The sequence below is a fragment of the Xanthomonas sp. NCPPB 3570 genome, from assembly GCF_056725115.1.
In genome coordinates this window covers 4,375,407-4,390,412 of record NZ_CM161513.1, presented here as the reverse complement: position 1 = coordinate 4,390,412, position 15,006 = coordinate 4,375,407, and the positions used below count along the sequence as shown (strand labels likewise).

The 15,006-nt window shown below is 71.8% G+C and carries 13 protein-coding genes; 2 read left to right on the top strand and 11 right to left on the bottom strand.

The features are described 5' to 3' along the window. Positions 1-258 precede the first annotated feature (258 nt). On the bottom strand, positions 259-876 hold the full coding sequence (locus AC1PLR_RS18920; RefSeq protein ID WP_010343666.1) for a hypothetical protein: 618 nt from the start codon (positions 874-876) through the stop codon (positions 259-261). 174 nt (positions 877-1,050) lie between these two features. On the opposite strand from AC1PLR_RS18920, the gene AC1PLR_RS18915 reads away from it, so the two are divergent. Next, complete coding sequence (locus AC1PLR_RS18915; RefSeq protein WP_481101960.1) at positions 1,051-1,980, top strand: oxygenase MpaB family protein; 930 nt, start codon at positions 1,051-1,053, stop codon at positions 1,978-1,980. A 176-nt stretch (positions 1,981-2,156) separates the two neighbouring features. Next, on the top strand, positions 2,157-5,054 hold the full coding sequence (locus AC1PLR_RS18910; protein ID WP_481101959.1) for a bifunctional diguanylate cyclase/phosphodiesterase: 2,898 nt from the start codon (positions 2,157-2,159) through the stop codon (positions 5,052-5,054). On the opposite strand, the gene AC1PLR_RS18905 is transcribed toward AC1PLR_RS18910, so the two are convergent. The 10 genes from AC1PLR_RS18905 to AC1PLR_RS18860 all read right to left on the bottom strand — a co-directional run bounded on the left by AC1PLR_RS18905 (position 5,044) and on the right by AC1PLR_RS18860 (position 14,955). Next, complete coding sequence (locus AC1PLR_RS18905) at positions 5,044-6,057, bottom strand: Rieske 2Fe-2S domain-containing protein (RefSeq protein ID WP_481101958.1); 1,014 nt, start codon at positions 6,055-6,057, stop codon at positions 5,044-5,046. The two genes, AC1PLR_RS18910 and AC1PLR_RS18905, sit on opposite strands and share 11 nt — an antisense overlap. A gap of 43 nt (positions 6,058-6,100) precedes the next feature. Next, positions 6,101-7,288, bottom strand: coding sequence for a GGDEF domain-containing protein (locus tag AC1PLR_RS18900; protein ID WP_481101957.1), 1,188 nt, complete (start codon positions 7,286-7,288; stop codon positions 6,101-6,103). Positions 7,289-7,430: 142 nt separating this feature from the next. Then, positions 7,431-8,546, bottom strand: coding sequence for a hypothetical protein (locus AC1PLR_RS18895; protein WP_481101956.1), 1,116 nt, complete (start codon positions 8,544-8,546; stop codon positions 7,431-7,433). Beyond that, positions 8,543-9,724 (bottom strand): ATP-grasp domain-containing protein, encoded by a 1,182-nt coding sequence (locus AC1PLR_RS18890; protein WP_481101955.1) that lies wholly within the window; start codon positions 9,722-9,724, stop codon positions 8,543-8,545. The genes AC1PLR_RS18895 and AC1PLR_RS18890 overlap by 4 nt, the downstream gene beginning before the upstream one ends. Continuing rightward, a complete protein-coding gene (locus AC1PLR_RS18885) occupies positions 9,717-10,565 on the bottom strand; it encodes an MBL fold metallo-hydrolase (protein ID WP_481101954.1) in 849 nt (282 codons plus the stop codon). Before AC1PLR_RS18885 ends, AC1PLR_RS18890 begins: the two co-directional genes overlap by 8 nt. Then, a complete protein-coding gene (locus AC1PLR_RS18880) occupies positions 10,562-11,539 on the bottom strand; it encodes an NAD-dependent epimerase/dehydratase family protein (RefSeq protein ID WP_481101953.1) in 978 nt (325 codons plus the stop codon). Before AC1PLR_RS18880 ends, AC1PLR_RS18885 begins: the two co-directional genes overlap by 4 nt. A 1-nt stretch (position 11,540) precedes the next feature. Continuing rightward, complete coding sequence (locus AC1PLR_RS18875; protein ID WP_481101952.1) at positions 11,541-12,557, bottom strand: 3-oxoacyl-[acyl-carrier-protein] synthase III C-terminal domain-containing protein; 1,017 nt, start codon at positions 12,555-12,557, stop codon at positions 11,541-11,543. Between the two features lie 109 nt (positions 12,558-12,666). Next, positions 12,667-13,149, bottom strand: a complete 483-nt coding sequence (locus AC1PLR_RS18870; RefSeq protein ID WP_481101951.1) for an N-acetyltransferase family protein — start codon at positions 13,147-13,149, stop codon at positions 12,667-12,669. Between the two features lie 44 nt (positions 13,150-13,193). Then, entirely contained in the window at positions 13,194-13,895 is a 702-nt protein-coding gene (locus tag AC1PLR_RS18865; RefSeq protein WP_481101950.1) for a glycosyltransferase, read from the bottom strand. Positions 13,896-13,959: 64 nt separating this feature from the next. Beyond that, complete coding sequence (locus AC1PLR_RS18860) at positions 13,960-14,955, bottom strand: aldo/keto reductase (RefSeq protein ID WP_481101949.1); 996 nt, start codon at positions 14,953-14,955, stop codon at positions 13,960-13,962. Positions 14,956-15,006: the final 51 nt, after the last annotated feature.

Genomic DNA, 15,006 nt, shown 5'->3' with positions numbered 1-15,006 from the left:
GGGGGCGAAAGTTCTAATCGAGAATGATTATATTTCGCGAGAGCGGCCTTGGGAATGCCCGCGGCCGCGGCACGGCGGAGTGCCCGCTGCGCGGCATGCCTGGATATCGGAGGCCGTACCAGCGCTGTGCCGGCCTTCAGCGCAGGCACCGCGCATCGCCACGCGCTGTCCACAAACGCAAAGCGACCGCCGGTGCGGTCGCTTTGCGGCGCGGTGACGCCGTTGAGGTGATGCCCGTCGCGCGGGCGCGCGGCGGCCTCAGCCGGCGACGCGGAACACGCCGGGCTGGCCGCCGGGCGGCGTGCCTTCGAACTGGATCAGCGAGGCGACCAGTTCGGCATGCAGGCGGATGCGGCCCATCTCGCGCATGATCCGGATGTCCTCGTGGCGCAGTTCGCGGTTGGCCACCACCTCGCGCTTGTAGGCGAGGATCTCCGGGTACTTGCGCGCCATGTTCAATGCGTCGGCCACGCACTCCACGGTATCGGCATCGGCCGACAGCGGTTCGCGGCTGTTGAACGCGGTGAGCCAGCGCTCGAAGCCGGCGGTGCGGTCGAACATGTTGGCGATGAACCAGATCACGAACAGGATCGCCACCCACGAGGTGACCACGATGACGATGCGCGAGAACGTCAGGTGGTAGTCGTGCTGCCACAACTGCGCGGTGATCACGCCGAGCAGGATCAGCGAGATCGCCTGCCAGCCGATGATCGAGGCCACCAGCCACTGCTGCTTGGCCTTGGCCAGCAACGCCACCTCTTCGCGGATCTGCGCCTCGCTCTTGTGCTGCCAGTGCGCGACCTGTTCGGGAAACGAGCGCTGGTGCAGCGCGTTGTCCTCGAGCAGCAATCCCAACCCCTTGAACAAAGCGATCATGACGGGCTCCTTGCAGATGCGGTGACGGACGCGGAACGTCGGCGGGCGATCTTGAGGCAGCTTCTTTCTAGCACAGCGGCCGCAAAGTGCATGCTGCGGTCGCACATGCGGCGCGGCCCGCGCACGCCATACGCCATCGCACGGCACTGGCGCCGCCTCCGCTACCATCGGTGCATGCCTTCGCTGCTGCGCACCCTTTCCGCTCCGGCCACCACCCAGATCCGCCGCTGGGTGCTGGGCGCCTTCCCGCGCGAACGCGATGCCATCGACTACGACCAGCCGCTCGGCGATGTGGGCCTGTTCGGTCCGGACAGCGTCACCTGGCGCATCCATGCCGAGTTTCCCGGGATGCTGGCCGGCGGGCTGTGTGCACTGCTGCTGCAGACCCTGCATCCGCTGGCGCTGGCCGGGGTGTACGACCACTCCAACTTCCGCGAGGACCTGGTCGGGCGCCTGCGCCGCACCACGCAGTTCGTCGCCGCCACCAGCTACGCGCCCACGGACGCGGCGCAGCGCCAGATCGCCCGCGTGCGTGCGATCCATGCGCGGGTGCGTGGCCACACGCCCGACGGGCGCGCCTACGCGGCCGACGATCCGGCGCTGCTGACCTGGGTGCACGTGACCGAGGCCTACGGCTTCCTGCAGGGCTACCGCCGCTATTGCCGCGCGGTGCCGACTGCGATCGCCGACCGCTACTACGACGAAGGCCGGCGCGTGGCCGAAGCGCTGGGCGCGCGCGCGGTTCCGGCCAGCGAGGCGGCGGTGCTGGCCTATTTCGAGCAGCAGCGGCCGCTGCTGCGGGTGGATGCGCGCTCGCGCGAGGTGCTGGCGGTGCTGTCCGGCCTGCGCCTGCCGGTGCCGGCGCCGGGGCTGTCGCGGGAACTGTTCCTGGGGGCCGGCGCGGCACTGCTGCCACCGTGGGCCAGCGCCCTGCTGCGGCAGGCACGGCTGCAGCGCACCGGCCCGGCGGTGCCGGCCTGGCTGCTGCAGCAGGTGGCGCCGCTGTTCCGGGTCGCACTGCACGACGGCATCGCCGCGCGCGCGTGTCGGCGGGTAGGGCTGCCGACGCAGGCACTGGCGCAGTGGCCGCAGTGCGCTGAATGATTTATCTGTGTCGCTGAACGCAGTATCGCGTCACGCACGGTCAAGATCGCCAGACCCAGGCCGCTGTAACCAGCACCTACGCCAGTCCTCCCTTTTCGATGCCGCCGAACCCGCTCGCCGACAGGAAGCGCGACCATCGCTTTCGGCACAGCCTGCGGCGCGTCACGCGCGCGCCGGTGCGGGCGATCGCGACCTGGGGGCTGGTGCTGGCGGTGCTGCTGGCGGCCGGCCTGGTGCTGGTGCTGGCGCAGGACCGCCATCACCGCCTGGCGGCGGCGCAGCGGCAGAGCCTGGCGTTGGCCACCGGCACCGACCGCCTGCTGCAGTTGCAACTGGACAATCTCGGCCAGGCGCTGCATGGCGAGGGCCTGGGCGCACAGGCGCTGCTGGCGGAGGCGCCGGCACGCGCCCCCGACCTGATCGACGCCTCGCTGCACGGCCTGCTGGCGCGGCATCCGGAGCTGCACGACGTGGCCTTGCTGGATGCGCAGGGCCAACGCCGCTTCGGCGGTGCCGGCGATCCGGACCTGCGCGCCTGGATGGCGCGCGCGCGCTGCGGCGGCCGGGTCTGCGTGAGTCCGCCGCTGCACCTGGCCGACGGCACGGCAGTGGTGCGTGTCGCCGTGCCCTGGGGGTCGGACGGCTGGGTGGATGCGCAATGGCGGGTGGCCGCGCTGCAGCGCATCGTGCAGGGCACCGACAGCGGGCGCGACGGCATCGTCGCGCTGACCGACGCGCAAGGCCTGCTGCTCGCCGCCAGCCGCCCGCTCGCCGCTGGCCAGTCGCGCCTGTCACAGGCGCTGGCGCAGCCGATGCCGCACGGCGGCGCGCTTGGCGTGCGTCGCGATGTCTTCGATGCCACGCCGCGGATCCTGGCGGTGAGTGGCGGCGGCGCGTATCCGTTGCTGGCCGTGGCCGGCGTGGGGTTGCGCGAGACGCTGTCCGGCTGGTGGTGGTTCGTTGCGGCGGCGGCGCTGGTGTACGTGCTGTACCTGCTTGGCCTGGCCTATCTGCTCGGCAGCCTGCGCCGCGCCGAGCGGCGCCAGCGCCACCTGCTGCAGCGGCTGCGTCGCGGCGACGAGGACCTGCGCCTGGCCCATGGCATGGGCGGCATCGGCACCTGGCGCATCGACATCGCGCAGCGCGTGCTGCGCCTGTCCGAGCCGACCGGGGCGATGTTCGGCCTGCAACGCATGCAGATGCCCATCGAGGCGTTCCTGGAGCGGCTCCACGTCGAGGATCGCGCGCGGGTGGAGCAGTTGTACGAGGACGCCGCGCAAGGGCGCGCGGACTACAACACCGTCTATCGCATGCACCTGCCCGACGGGCGCCTGCGCTGGCTGGCCGCGCGCGGCGCGCTGGTGCGCACCCGCACGGGCATGTGCATGACCGGCGCGGTGCAGGACGTCAGCGATCGCGTGGCGGCGCAGGCGCGCCTGCTCGATGCCGAGCGGCAGTTCCGCCTGGTGTTCGACCGCAATCCGCTGCCGTACTGGGTGTTCGCCGTCGACAGCCTGCGCTTTTTGGAAGTGAACCAGGCCGCGGTGCGCCAGTACGGCTACAGCCGCGAGGAATTCCTGGCGATGGACCTGCTTGGCCTGCGCCCGGCGGAGGACGCCGAGCGCTTGCTGCGGGACGTGCGCAAGCCGCGCGACGGCTTCGACGCGCCGAGTGTGTGGACCCACCGACGCAAGGACGGCAGCCTGTTGTCGGTGTGCATCCACAGCGTCGACCTGGAGTTCGGCGGCGTGCCGGCACGGCTGATTCTGGCCGAGGATGTCACCGAACGCCTGGCCCACGAGCGCGAACTGGCCTATCTCGCGCGCCACGACTTCGGTACCGGTCTGCTCAAGCCGCATGCGCTGGCCGAGGCGCTGCGCGCGCAGCGCGGCGGCTACGCCATCGCCTACGTCCAGGTGCGCGGCCTGGCCCTGATCGGCGACACCCTTGGCCGTGCCGCCGGCGATGCAGTCCGCAGCACGGTGGCCATGCGCATCCGCACGCTCGGCGAGCGCTTTGGCCTGAGTGCGCACCAGCCGGCGCAGGACTTCGTGCTGGCGATCCTGGACCCCCAGCTCCTGCCGCAGGCCTTGCAGGCGCTGCAGGAGGCGCTGCATACGCCGGTACAGGGCGGCGAGTTCGCCCAGCAACTGCAGGCCCACATCGGCGTGGCGCTGTGTCCGGACGATGCCGCCGATGCCGACGAGGCCATCGGCAGCGCCGCCCAGGCCGCGCATGCGGCGCAGGCCGAGGGCCGCAGCCTGGTGCGCTTCGACCGCGCCATGGCCGCGCGTACCGGCGAACGCCTGCGCCTGGCCGGCCGCCTGCAGCAGGCGATCGAGCGGCAGGAATTCGAGCTGCATTTCCAGCCGATCATGGACGCGGTCAGCGGCGCGCCGCGCGAACTGGAAGCGCTGATCCGCTGGCCGCAGGCCGATGGCGGCTTCATCGCGCCGGATGCGTTCATCCAGTTGTGCGAGGACACCGGGCTGATCCTGCCGCTGGGGCGCTGGGTGATGCACGCGGCGGCGCGCGCGCGCCGCGCACTGGCCGACCACGGATGGCCGAACCTGCCGGTGGCGGTGAACGTGTCGGCGCTGCAGTTCTTCGATGGCGATCTGGTCGCCGACCTGGTGCAGGCGTGCGCCGAGGCCGGGCTGGCCGCCGACGGCCTGCAGTTGGAACTGACCGAGAGCAGCCTGATGCGGCAGCCGCAGCAGGCCGGCGACGTGCTGCGGCAACTGCGTGCGCTGGGCGTGCGCGTGGCCCTGGACGATGTCGGCACCGGTTTCTCCAGCATGGCGTATCTGCGCGACCTGCCGCTGGACACGCTGAAGATCGACCGCAGCTTCGTCGCCGAGGTCGATCGCGATCCGCGCAATGCCTCGATCTGCCAGGCGCTGCTGACCCTGGGCCATTGCCTGGGGCTGGACGTGGTCGCCGAAGGCGTGGAAACCGAGGCGCAGCTGCGCTGGTTGCGCGCGCACGGCTGCGGCGGCGTGCAGGGCTATCTGCTCGGGCGTCCGGTCCCATTGGCGACGGTGCTGCAGCGGCTCGGCGCGGTCACAGCATGATCTCCACGTCGTGGCCGCTGCCCGGCGCCGGCAGCGGCTCGCCGTCCCAGTAGCGGCGCAGCGGTTCGCGCACCAGGTCCAGCGCGGTGGAGGCGCCGCGTGCGCCGGGATAGCGCTGCAGGTTGCGCGACTGCAGCGCGAGCATGCGCCGGTCCTGCTCGCCGACCCGGCGCAGCAGCGGCCACACCAGCAGGCGCACCGCCCACGCCGGCGCCCAGCGCCCTTCCACGTGCAGGCTGGCGAAGACCTCGGTGCTGCGCACGTCGAGCGGGGTGAAGTGCAGGCTGATCCGCACGCGGCCGCCGCGCGCGTAGCGGTACTCGATCTGCGCGCTGCCGGGGGCGGCGAAGTGCGCGCGTTCCAGCGTGCGCGGCGACTCGAACAAGCGGTACAGCCAGCCGCTCTGTGCCGCGGCGCCGCGGTAGTCCACGTGGAAGCCTTCTTCGGTGTGGCGCAGTTCGGCGCGCATCGCGGTGCGCGCGCCGCCGCGCCGCACCAGCCCCGGATGCAGCAGATGGGTGTGCAGCGGGTCGAGGAAATTCTCCAGCGCATCGACCACGTGTGCGTCCCAGCGGGTGCGCCACAGGAAGCGCCGCGCCGACGGCTGCAGCGCCTGCACCAGGTGCGATGGCGCGTTGGCGCCTTCGGGATCGGGGCGCAGCCAGATCAGACCGTCGTGCTCGCGTGCGGCGAAGGCGCGCACCCGCACGGCCGGCGGCGTCTGCCCGGGCGGCAGGCCGGGGATCTCGCGCAGCGCGCCGCTGCGGTCGAAGCGCCAGCCGTGATACGGGCAGGACAGCCCGTCGCCGGTAGCGCAGCCGGCCGACAACGGCGCGTGCCGGTGCGGGCAGCGGTCCTCCAGCGCGAGCAGGCGGCCGTCGGCGCAACGCGCGATCGCCGCATGCCGGTCCATCACCGTCACCGCCAGCGGCTGCCGCCGCAACGCCGCGGCGGGTGCGACCGCGAACCAGTGTCGGTACAGCGACGGATGCCAGGCGCTCATGCCGGCGGCGTGGCGCGCATGGCGTGCCGCGCGCCCGGGGCGCTCATGCGACGCTGGTGCCGGCGATGCGGTTGCGGCCGGCGCGCTTGGCCGCGTACAGCGCCTGGTCGGCGGCCAGCACCAGGGTCTGCCACGGCGCTTGCGCGCGCGGCGACAGGCAATAGCCGATGCTCACCGTGCACACCGGCGATGCCTCCGCTGCGGCGTCGATCTGCTGCTGTTCGATGCGCCGCCGCAGGCGCTCGGCGAGGTCGCGCACCTGCGCCTCGTCGCCATGCGGCATCAGCACCATGAACTCCTCGCCGCCGATGCGCGCGAGCAGGTTGGGGGTGTGGATGTGCTGCGCCAACGTCTGCGCGATGGCGACCAGCACCTGGTCGCCGATCGCATGGCCGAAGCGGTCGTTGATCGCCTTGAAATGGTCCACGTCGATCATCAGCACCGCGATCGAGGCCTGCCTGCGCGCGGCATCGTGGGTCGCCGCCTCGCCACGCTCCCACATCACCCGGCGGTTGGTCACCCCGGTCAGCGGATCCTGCGAGGCGTGCCGGCGCAGTTCCGCATTCATTTCGCGGGTCAGCATCCACAGGAAGCCGGGAGTGATGCTGGCGGTCAGCACGATGCGCGAGAGCAGGCCGAAGTTGGTGGTCGGGTCGTAGCCGGTATCGGCATCGGGATGCAGCGCCCACCAGGCGATCCGCAGTCCCACCATGCCCGCCCACAGGAAATGGCAGACGGCGGTGAAGCGCGCCGCCGAGCGCACCACGCTGTCGGCATAGCGCCACAGCGCAACGGCCGTTGCGGCGGTCAGCAGGCCGCGCACCATGCCGCCGAAGATCACCATGATCCGGTGATCGTGGTTGGCGTAGTACAGGCTGTAGAGTTCCAGCGCGCACAGCAGCGCGACCGGCAGCAGCAGCGTCCATTGCAGCAGCGGACGCCGCAGGTAGGCGTTCACCGCCACCAGCGTCAGCATGGTGGCCACGTCCAGGATGACGTTGCCGGTGTGGTTGACCCAGAAGTTGGTGACGTTCCAGGCCGGCGCCAGCAGGATGCCGAAGCCCAGGGCGAACACGCCGTAGCTCAGCGCCAGCAGCAACAGGCTGCGCGCGTGCCGTTCCTTGCGGCCGGTGACGTACAGGGCCAGGAACATCGCCGAGGACACTGCCGCGAGCAATGCGTTGACGATCAGCAAGGTGCCGGCATGGGCCAGATGCGCAATCCATTCCACAGATGTTCCGGGCCGCAGCGGCGATGGGGTGTTGCAGGTGCGGCGAAGTATAAGGCAGCGTGTGTGCCTGGAATTCGGCAAGACACGCCGAGTTCGTGCTGAAAACGGTTACGGAGTGCAAAACGCGGGGTGCGGACCCCAGTCACAGCCGATAGCGGCGCATCAACGGCACGCCGATGCGCCGGGTCAGCGTGCCGAGCGCGGCGATCGGCTGGCGTCGCCGCAACGGCAGGTGCCGCGCATCGACCGCGCTGTACTCGATGACCGGCACGCCGCCGCGCTGGCGCTTGAAGCTGGCTGCGCCGGCGCTCTGGTTGAGGCGCTGGCCGTACCGTCGCGCATGGTCGATGCCGCAGGCGGTGAGAGTGCGGTACAACGCCAGCCGCTGCGGCAGCTGCAGGTCGTAGCCGACGATCGGCGCGGTGACGGTGCCGCCGATACCGAACAGCCCGGTGATGCACACCAACTGCCCGGCGTCGTCGCGGAAGCCGTCGAAGCGCAGCAGCCCGGCGCGGTGCCAGGTGCGCAGGAAGCCGGCGTGGTAGGCCGGATTGCAGCGCGAATATTTTTCCAGATACAGCTGCGCATACAGCGCGGCGATGCGCGGGTAGTCGGCCTCGCCGATGGCGTCGTTGCCGCAGCGCTGCAGGTCGCGACGATCCACCAGCTTGAGATCGCGGGCCAGGTCGCGATGGCGCAGCAACTGCGGCCAGTCCTCGTACAGATAGACCTGGCGGCTGCCGATCAGGGTGAAGCCCTCGGCCTGCAGCGCGTGCAGCCACTGTGGCGTGTCCACCGCGTTGAGCGAGCGGAACCACAGCGCGTGGTCGGGCCAGCGCGTGCGCGCGGCGTCCAGCAGCGTGCGCAGCCCGGTCGGCGGCAGCGGCGGATACAGGTTGGTGGACAGCAGCCAGTTGTTGAGGGTGACTGCGCGGTCGATCCGTGCCCAGTCCAGCCAGGCGCCGATGCCGCCGCACAGCCCGCGCACCGGCGCTGCCAGCGTGCCCGGCAACAGCCGTGCGGCTTCCTCGGCGGCGTAGTCGGCGTAGGTGGTGCGCGGCGAGCAGACCCAGGCGTTGCCGGGGTGGCGTTCGCCGACCGTCACCGGCAGCGCCAGGTCGCCCGCCTGTAATACCTCGATGCGCGCATGTGCGTTGTCGGCCAACTGCTGCGCGTCGCCGCCGGCGTGCAGCGCGGCGAAGCGTTGCAGCTGCGCGGCGTAGTCGGCGGCTGCGGCGGCGACGTCGCCATGGCTCATGGCGGCGGCAGTGCCTCGCCGTCCCACTCGGTATCGCGGGTGGCGGCTTCGCGCACGCTGCAGCGTTGTGCCAGCGCCAGGCGCGCGTGGCTGCCCAGGTCGCACAGCGTGCCGACCAGCGGCCAGCGGTCGCCGCGCGGCGCCAGCACGTCCTCGGCGCGTGCGTAGTCGTGGCGCCACTGTCGCAGCCGGCCCTGGCCCAGCGCCGCCGGCAAGGCCGCGCCGAGCATCAGCATGCCCAGCATCGCTGCGCGGTCATCGGCCGGGCGCAACGGCGCCGGCGCCGCGCCCGCGTCGCCGCACAGCAAGGCCACCAGCGGATCGGTAGCGGCGAACAGGTGCAGGCCGCTGGTCGCACGCGGATTGCATTCGATCACGCTGCAGCGCCCTTCCGAGGACACCATCCAGTCGAAGGAGATCTGCCCGGTGAAGTGCAACGCCCGCACCAATTGCGCGGTGAAACGCTCGATCTGCGGATCCGGGGCCGTGTCGAAGTAATAGCTGGAACTGCGCCGCAGCCGATAGCGCGGGCGATACACCGCATGCGCCAGCAACACGCCGTCGCGCGCCAGCGCATACGAGCAACGTTCCTCGCCCGCACAGTAGCGCTGCGCGACCCAGTCGCCCTGCGTCGGCAGCGGCGCGGCATCGGCGGGTACGCCTTTCGGGTACAGCCGCACATGCACGCCGAAGCGCGAGAACTCCGGTTTGAGCACCAGCGGTTGGGAACCGGTCCATTCGCGCGCCTGCGCCAGGCTGCGCACGCGCGCGCTGGCGGGCACCTGCACATCGCTGCCGAGCCCGCGCGCCAGTTCCATGAAGTGGTACTTGCTGTGCAGCGTGCGCAACGTGTCGAAGTCGTGCAACGGCAGCTGCAACTGCGTCGGCAGCGCACTGCGATAGCGGGCCAGGTAGAACACTTCCTCGCAGGTCGGCACCAGCACGTCGATGCGCTGGCGCGCGAGCAGGGCGTTGAGATCGGCGAGCCAGGCGCGTGGCGCATCGCGTGCCGGTGCGATGCGGTGATGCCCGGCCACCGCGCGCGACCAGCCGGAGATCCGGCTGGCGACGCTGTCGGCCAGGTGCACCCGCCATCCCTGCGCGGCGAAACGGCGCGCCAGATCCAGGGCGACCGGCGCGCGCGCGCCGGTGATCAGCACGCCGGGTGCGTCAGCCATGCGTGTGCTCCGCCGATGTCGGCCGCCATTGCCGACAGTGCGAGGGCACCAGGCGCACCTGCGGCGCGGCCTGGCGTAGCGCATGCAGCCGCGCCAGCGTGTCGCGGTACACGCGATGCTCGCCGAGCAGATGGGTGACCAGCGCCGGCGGTGGCGTGCCGTCGGCGAGTGCGGCGCTGGACCAGGCCGCATCGGCGATCAGGAACACCGGGCCCTGTGCGTCCTCGAACCACAGCCCGTAATGGCCGGGCGCATGTCCGGGCAGCGGCACCAGCAGCACGCTGGCGTCGCCGAACAGATCGCGTGGCGTGCCGAAGTCGCGCAGTTCCGCGGGTACCGGTGCCGCGGGCAGCGCCTCGATCCAGCGCATGCGCGGACGCGCGCCGTGCAGCAGCGCCGGCAGGAAGCCTTCGCGCAGCGCGGCCAGCCTGCCGCGGCGCTGCAGATCGTCCCAGGCCTGCTGCGCGCAGGCCAGGCGCGCGTGCGGGAAATCGGCGACGCCGCCGACGTGGTCGCCATGGAAATGCGACAGCACGATCCAGCCGATGCGATCCGCATCCACGCCGTCGCGGGCGAGTTGTTCGCGCAGCGATTGCCCAGGCGCCAGCTGCACCGGGGTCAGCCAGCGGTACAGGCGCTCGGGAAAGCGCGCGGTGGCGTCGAAGAAGTGCGGCGAATAGCCGGTGTCGAACAACAGGTCGCCGTGCTGCGGATGCTGCAGCAATGCCGCCAGCGCCGGAAACGGACACGGCGCCAGCGGCGCGCCGCGGCGCGTGGCGCGCTCCGGATGCGTGCAGTGGCCGGCCTCGTACAGCCGCCACTGCAGCCTGGGCGCGCTCATGGCCGCCCCAGCGCGGCCAGCCCGGCCTCGGTCGACAGCACCGGCACGTAGCCGAGCTCGCGGCGCGCGCGGCCGATGTCCAGGGTCTGCGAATAGCCGAGCACGCCGATGCCGTAGCGGCTGAGCCGCGGCTCCGGCTGCCCGCGTCGGCGCAGCGCGATCTGCTCGCCGAGCGTGGCCAGCGCCAGCGCCGGCCCGCGCGGTACCGGCAGCAGCCGCACGCGCAGCCGCAGCACCGCGAACAGTTCGGTCAGTAGGTCGCGCACGGCGATCGGCACGCCGTTGCTGATGTTGTAGGCGCGGCCGTCGCCGATGTGTTCGGCGCGCAGCGCGGCCAGCGCCGCGGCCACCGCGTTCTCCACGCAGCACACGTCGATCATCGCGCGGCCGCCGTGGACCAGCGGGAACCAGCCGCGCTGCGCCACCGCCAGCAAGCGCGGCACGATCGCATTGTCGCCCTGGCCGAACACCGCGCGCGGGCGCAGCACCACCGCCGGCAGTCCGGCCGCTGCGGCGGCGCGCACCTTCTCCTCGGCTTCCCACTTGGTCTGCGGGTAGCCGCCGATCCAGCGTGCCGGCGGGGTGAACTCCTCACGCACCTGGTATTGGTCGGCGAAACGAAAGTAGATGCTCGGCGAACTGAAATGCACGAAGCGGCGCACACGCGCGGCCAGCGCGGCGGCGAGCAAGCGCTCGGTGGCGACCACGTTGGCCAGGCGGAAGGTTTCGGCGCTGGCCCACGGCGCCGACAGCGCCGCGCAGTGGATCACCGCATCGCAGCCGTGCAGCAACGGCGCCAGGTCGTCCCGGCACAGTTCGGTGGGCGAGACCTCGATGCGCGGATCGCCAGCGAAGGCCGCCAGTTTGGTGGTGTCGCGGCCGCTGGCACGCACCGGCACGCCGGCCTCGGCCAGGGCGCGGACGATGTAAGCACCGATGAAACCGGACGCGCCGGTGACCAGGACGCGGGCCATGTCAGTAGCGCAACACCGCGCCGCCGAACGCCAGTCCGGCGCCGGAGCCGACCAGGCCGATCAGGTCGCCGCGGACGATGCGGCCGCTGGCGATCGCCTGGTGCAGCGCGCCGGGAATCGACGCGGCCATCTGGTTGCCGCGCTGGCCGATCACCTCGATCAGCGCATCCGGCGCCAGCCCCAGCGCCACGCGCAGATGGCGCAGCGCCTTGGCGCTGGCCTGGTGCGGCACGATCCGCCGCAGCTGCGCCAGCTCGACCCCGGCCTGCGCCAGCAGCCGCTGCAGGAAACCGGGCAGCTTCGCCGCGGCCAGCCGGTAGGTGGCGCGCCCGTTCATTTCGAACTGCGAGCCGGCGCGCAATGCCTCGACGCCGTGATCCAGGCGCAGCCGGGTGCCGCAGGCGCGCACGCGGCAGTGATCGATGCCTTCGGAATAGGTTTCCAGGCGCGCGGTCAGCAACTGCGAACCGCTGGCGCCGTCGTCTGCGCCGAGCACCACCGCGGCGGCACCGTCGCCGAACAGCGGCGCGGTGTCCGCATCGTCCGGATTGAGGCCGACGCTGGCGATCTCGCTGGCGACGATCAGCACGCAGCGATAGCGGCCGGCGGCGATCGCGCAGGCGGCCAGGTCGAGTGCGGCGATGAAGCTCAGGCAGGTGGCGTTGATGTCGAAGGCCGGGATGCCGCTGCCCTGCAGACCCAGCCGCGCGTGCAGCAGCGCCGCGCTGCACGGGATCGCCTGTTCCATCAGGCTGCAGGCGCTGATCACGCAATCGATCTCGTGCGCCTGCATCTGCGCCGCGTCCAGTGCCGCACGTGCGGCGCGTTCGCCCATGAAGGTGGCCGGCTCGTCGGCGCCCGCATGGTGGCGCGTGGCGACCCCGGTATGCCGCAGGGTCCAGCCGGCGGGCTTGCCCCAGCGCCGGTCGAAGACCTCCGCCGGCACCTGCTGCGCGGGCAGATACTCGCCCGTGCCGAGGATGCGCAGCGCGATGGGCCTGCTGGTGTGGACGCTCATCCGTAAAGCTCGCACAAGGGGCGCGCAGCGTACTGCCAGCAGCTCGGCGCCGGCAACCGCCCTTGCGAAGATCGCGCCGCTGTCTGCGGCTGGCGACCTCAGACAATCCTCAATCGCGCAGCGACTTGGCGAAATACTTGGGCGCTTCGACAAAGCCTTCCCGCCGATAGAAGGCGTGCGCCCGTTCCCGCCGGCTGTGGCAGTGCACCTCCAGGCGGTCGCAGCCGCGCTGCCGCGCCAGCGCCTCGCCCTGTGCCAGCAAACGCTGTCCCACCCCGGCGTCGCGCGCACGATCGTCGACGCAGAAATAGCGGATGCGGCAGATGTCGCTGGCCAATGCCAACTGCGGCAGAAAGTGCAGCGACAACACACCCAGGACGTCGTCCCCTGCGGTGGCCACCAGCAAGGCCGCGTCCGGATGCGCCAGGAGCTGCGCCAGGCGGGTCTCGATGAAGTCTTCGGTACCGGCATAGTCCAGCGCCGCCATCAGCGCCACGATCGCCTGCCGGTCCGCCATTGCCGCGTTTGTGATGTCCAGGGTGCCGTTCTCGCGCATTTGCAGAGCGTAGGAAGTCGCCCGCGTCGGGCGCAACCGCTTTGCCTACCGGACGCAACTCGTGCGGAATGGGCGGTGCGCTAGCGCCCGCGGCGCTGCCCGTACCAGAAGCCCAGGCCGTCGCGCGAGCGCAGCATGCCGCGGCCGCGGCGCAGCAACTGCAGCAGCAGGCCCAGGTGCTCGCGCTTGCTGAAGCTGCGCAGCTTGCGGTCGGAGGTGTGCACCGGCTCGCGCAGGATCACGAAGCGGCCCTGCCGCGCCAGCGCGCGGCTCAGCGCCACGTCCTCGCCGGCGTAGTAGCGCTCGTCGAAGCCGCCGGCGGCGACGAAGGCGCTGCGCGTGCAGAACAGGAAGCAGCCGGGGGCGATGCCGGTGCAGCGGAACAGCCAGCCGAACAGCGTCTGCGCCAGGCGCTCGTGCCAGGCGATGTCGCCGAGCAGGCGCACCTGCGCACCGCCGCCGACCGCGCCGGTGCCCAGCGCGCGCAGCGCCGCGGCCAGCAGCGGCGTGTTGACCCGGGTGTCGGCATCGACGAACAGCAGGTGGCGGCCACGGCTGGCGGCGGCGCCGGCATTGCGCACGGCGGCGATGTGCCGCAACTCCACCTCCAGCACCTGCGCGCCGTGGCGGCGCGCGATTTCGGCGGTGGCGTCGCGGCAGGCATCGGCCACCACCAGGGTCTCGCAGTCCAGCCGCAGCGCCTGCGCGGCGACATGCAGCGACGCCAGCGTGTCGCCGATCAGGGCGGCTTCGTCGTGCGCGGGGACGATGAAGGAGATCACCCCCGCATCATGCGGGGCCGGCGCGGCGCGGGCAATCGACCCGCGCCGCGGCCGGGGGCGCGGTTCAGCCCTGCAGCGCGCCGCGCGAGGCGGCGGGGTAGCGATGGCCGGCGGCGGCATCGGCGGGGAAGATCGCCTCGATCTGCGCCAGCTCCTCGGCGCTCAGCTTCACCTGCAGCGCGCCCAGGTTCTCTTCCAGGTAGGCCAGGCGCTTGGTGCCCGGGATCGGCACCAGGTCCTCGCCCTGCGCCAGCACCCAGGCCAGCGCCAGTTGCCCCGGGGTCACGCCCTTGGCTTGCGCCAGTTCGCGCACGCGCTCCACCAGTTGCAGGTTGCGGGCGAAGTTCTCGCCCTGGAAGCGCGGCGAATGGCGCCGGTAGTCGTCGGCCTCGAAGTCCTCCGGCGAACGGATCGCCCCGGTCAGGAAGCCGCGGCCCAGCGGCGAGTACGGCACGAAGCCGATGCCCAGCTCGCGCACCGTCTCCAGCACGCCGTCGTGTTCCGGGTCACGCGACCACAGCGAGTACTCGCTCTGCAGCGCGGTGATCGGATGCACCGCGTGCGCGCGGCGGATGGTGGCGGCAGCCGCTTCGGACAGGCCCAGGAAGCGTACCTTGCCCTGTTCCACCAGCCGCGCCATCGCCCCGACCGTGTCCTCGATCGGCACGTTCGGATCCACACGGTGCTGGTAGTACAGGTCGATGTGGTCCACGCCGAGCCGGTGCAGGCTGGCCTCGCAAGCCGACTGCACGTACTCCGGACGGCCGTCGATGCCGCGCGCGGCCGGGTCGTTGGGGTCGAGCTTGATGCCGAACTTGGTCGCCAGCACGACCTGGTCGCGGCGCCCGGCCAGCGCCTTGCCGACCAGCACTTCGTTGGTGTGCGGGCCGTACATGTCGGCGGTGTCGATGAGGCTGACGCCGTGCTCGATCGCCGCATGGATGACCGCGATCGCGGCCGCGTCGTCGCTGCGGCCGCCGTAGAACGCGCTCATGCCCATGCAGCCGAGGCCGAGGGCGGAGACGCGGGGGCCGTTGCGGCCGAGGGTGCGGGTTTGCATGGAGGATGCTCCTGAGGGGGAGGGGAGGGAAAGCGTGGCCGCAGGGCGGTT

Coding starts and splice junctions, on each gene's coding strand:
- AC1PLR_RS18920 (WP_010343666.1), bottom strand. CDS start 876: ATGATCGCTTTGTTCAAGGGGTTGGGATTGCTGCTCGAGGACAACGCG.
- AC1PLR_RS18915 (WP_481101960.1), top strand. CDS start 1,051: ATGCCTTCGCTGCTGCGCACCCTTTCCGCTCCGGCCACCACCCAGATC.
- AC1PLR_RS18905 (WP_481101958.1), bottom strand. CDS start 6,057: ATGAGCGCCTGGCATCCGTCGCTGTACCGACACTGGTTCGCGGTCGCA.
- AC1PLR_RS18895 (WP_481101956.1), bottom strand. CDS start 8,546: ATGAGCCATGGCGACGTCGCCGCCGCAGCCGCCGACTACGCCGCGCAG.
- AC1PLR_RS18890 (WP_481101955.1), bottom strand. CDS start 9,724: ATGGCTGACGCACCCGGCGTGCTGATCACCGGCGCGCGCGCGCCGGTC.
- AC1PLR_RS18885 (WP_481101954.1), bottom strand. CDS start 10,565: ATGAGCGCGCCCAGGCTGCAGTGGCGGCTGTACGAGGCCGGCCACTGC.
- AC1PLR_RS18880 (WP_481101953.1), bottom strand. CDS start 11,539: ATGGCCCGCGTCCTGGTCACCGGCGCGTCCGGTTTCATCGGTGCTTAC.
- AC1PLR_RS18875 (WP_481101952.1), bottom strand. CDS start 12,557: ATGAGCGTCCACACCAGCAGGCCCATCGCGCTGCGCATCCTCGGCACG.
- AC1PLR_RS18860 (WP_481101949.1), bottom strand. CDS start 14,955: ATGCAAACCCGCACCCTCGGCCGCAACGGCCCCCGCGTCTCCGCCCTC.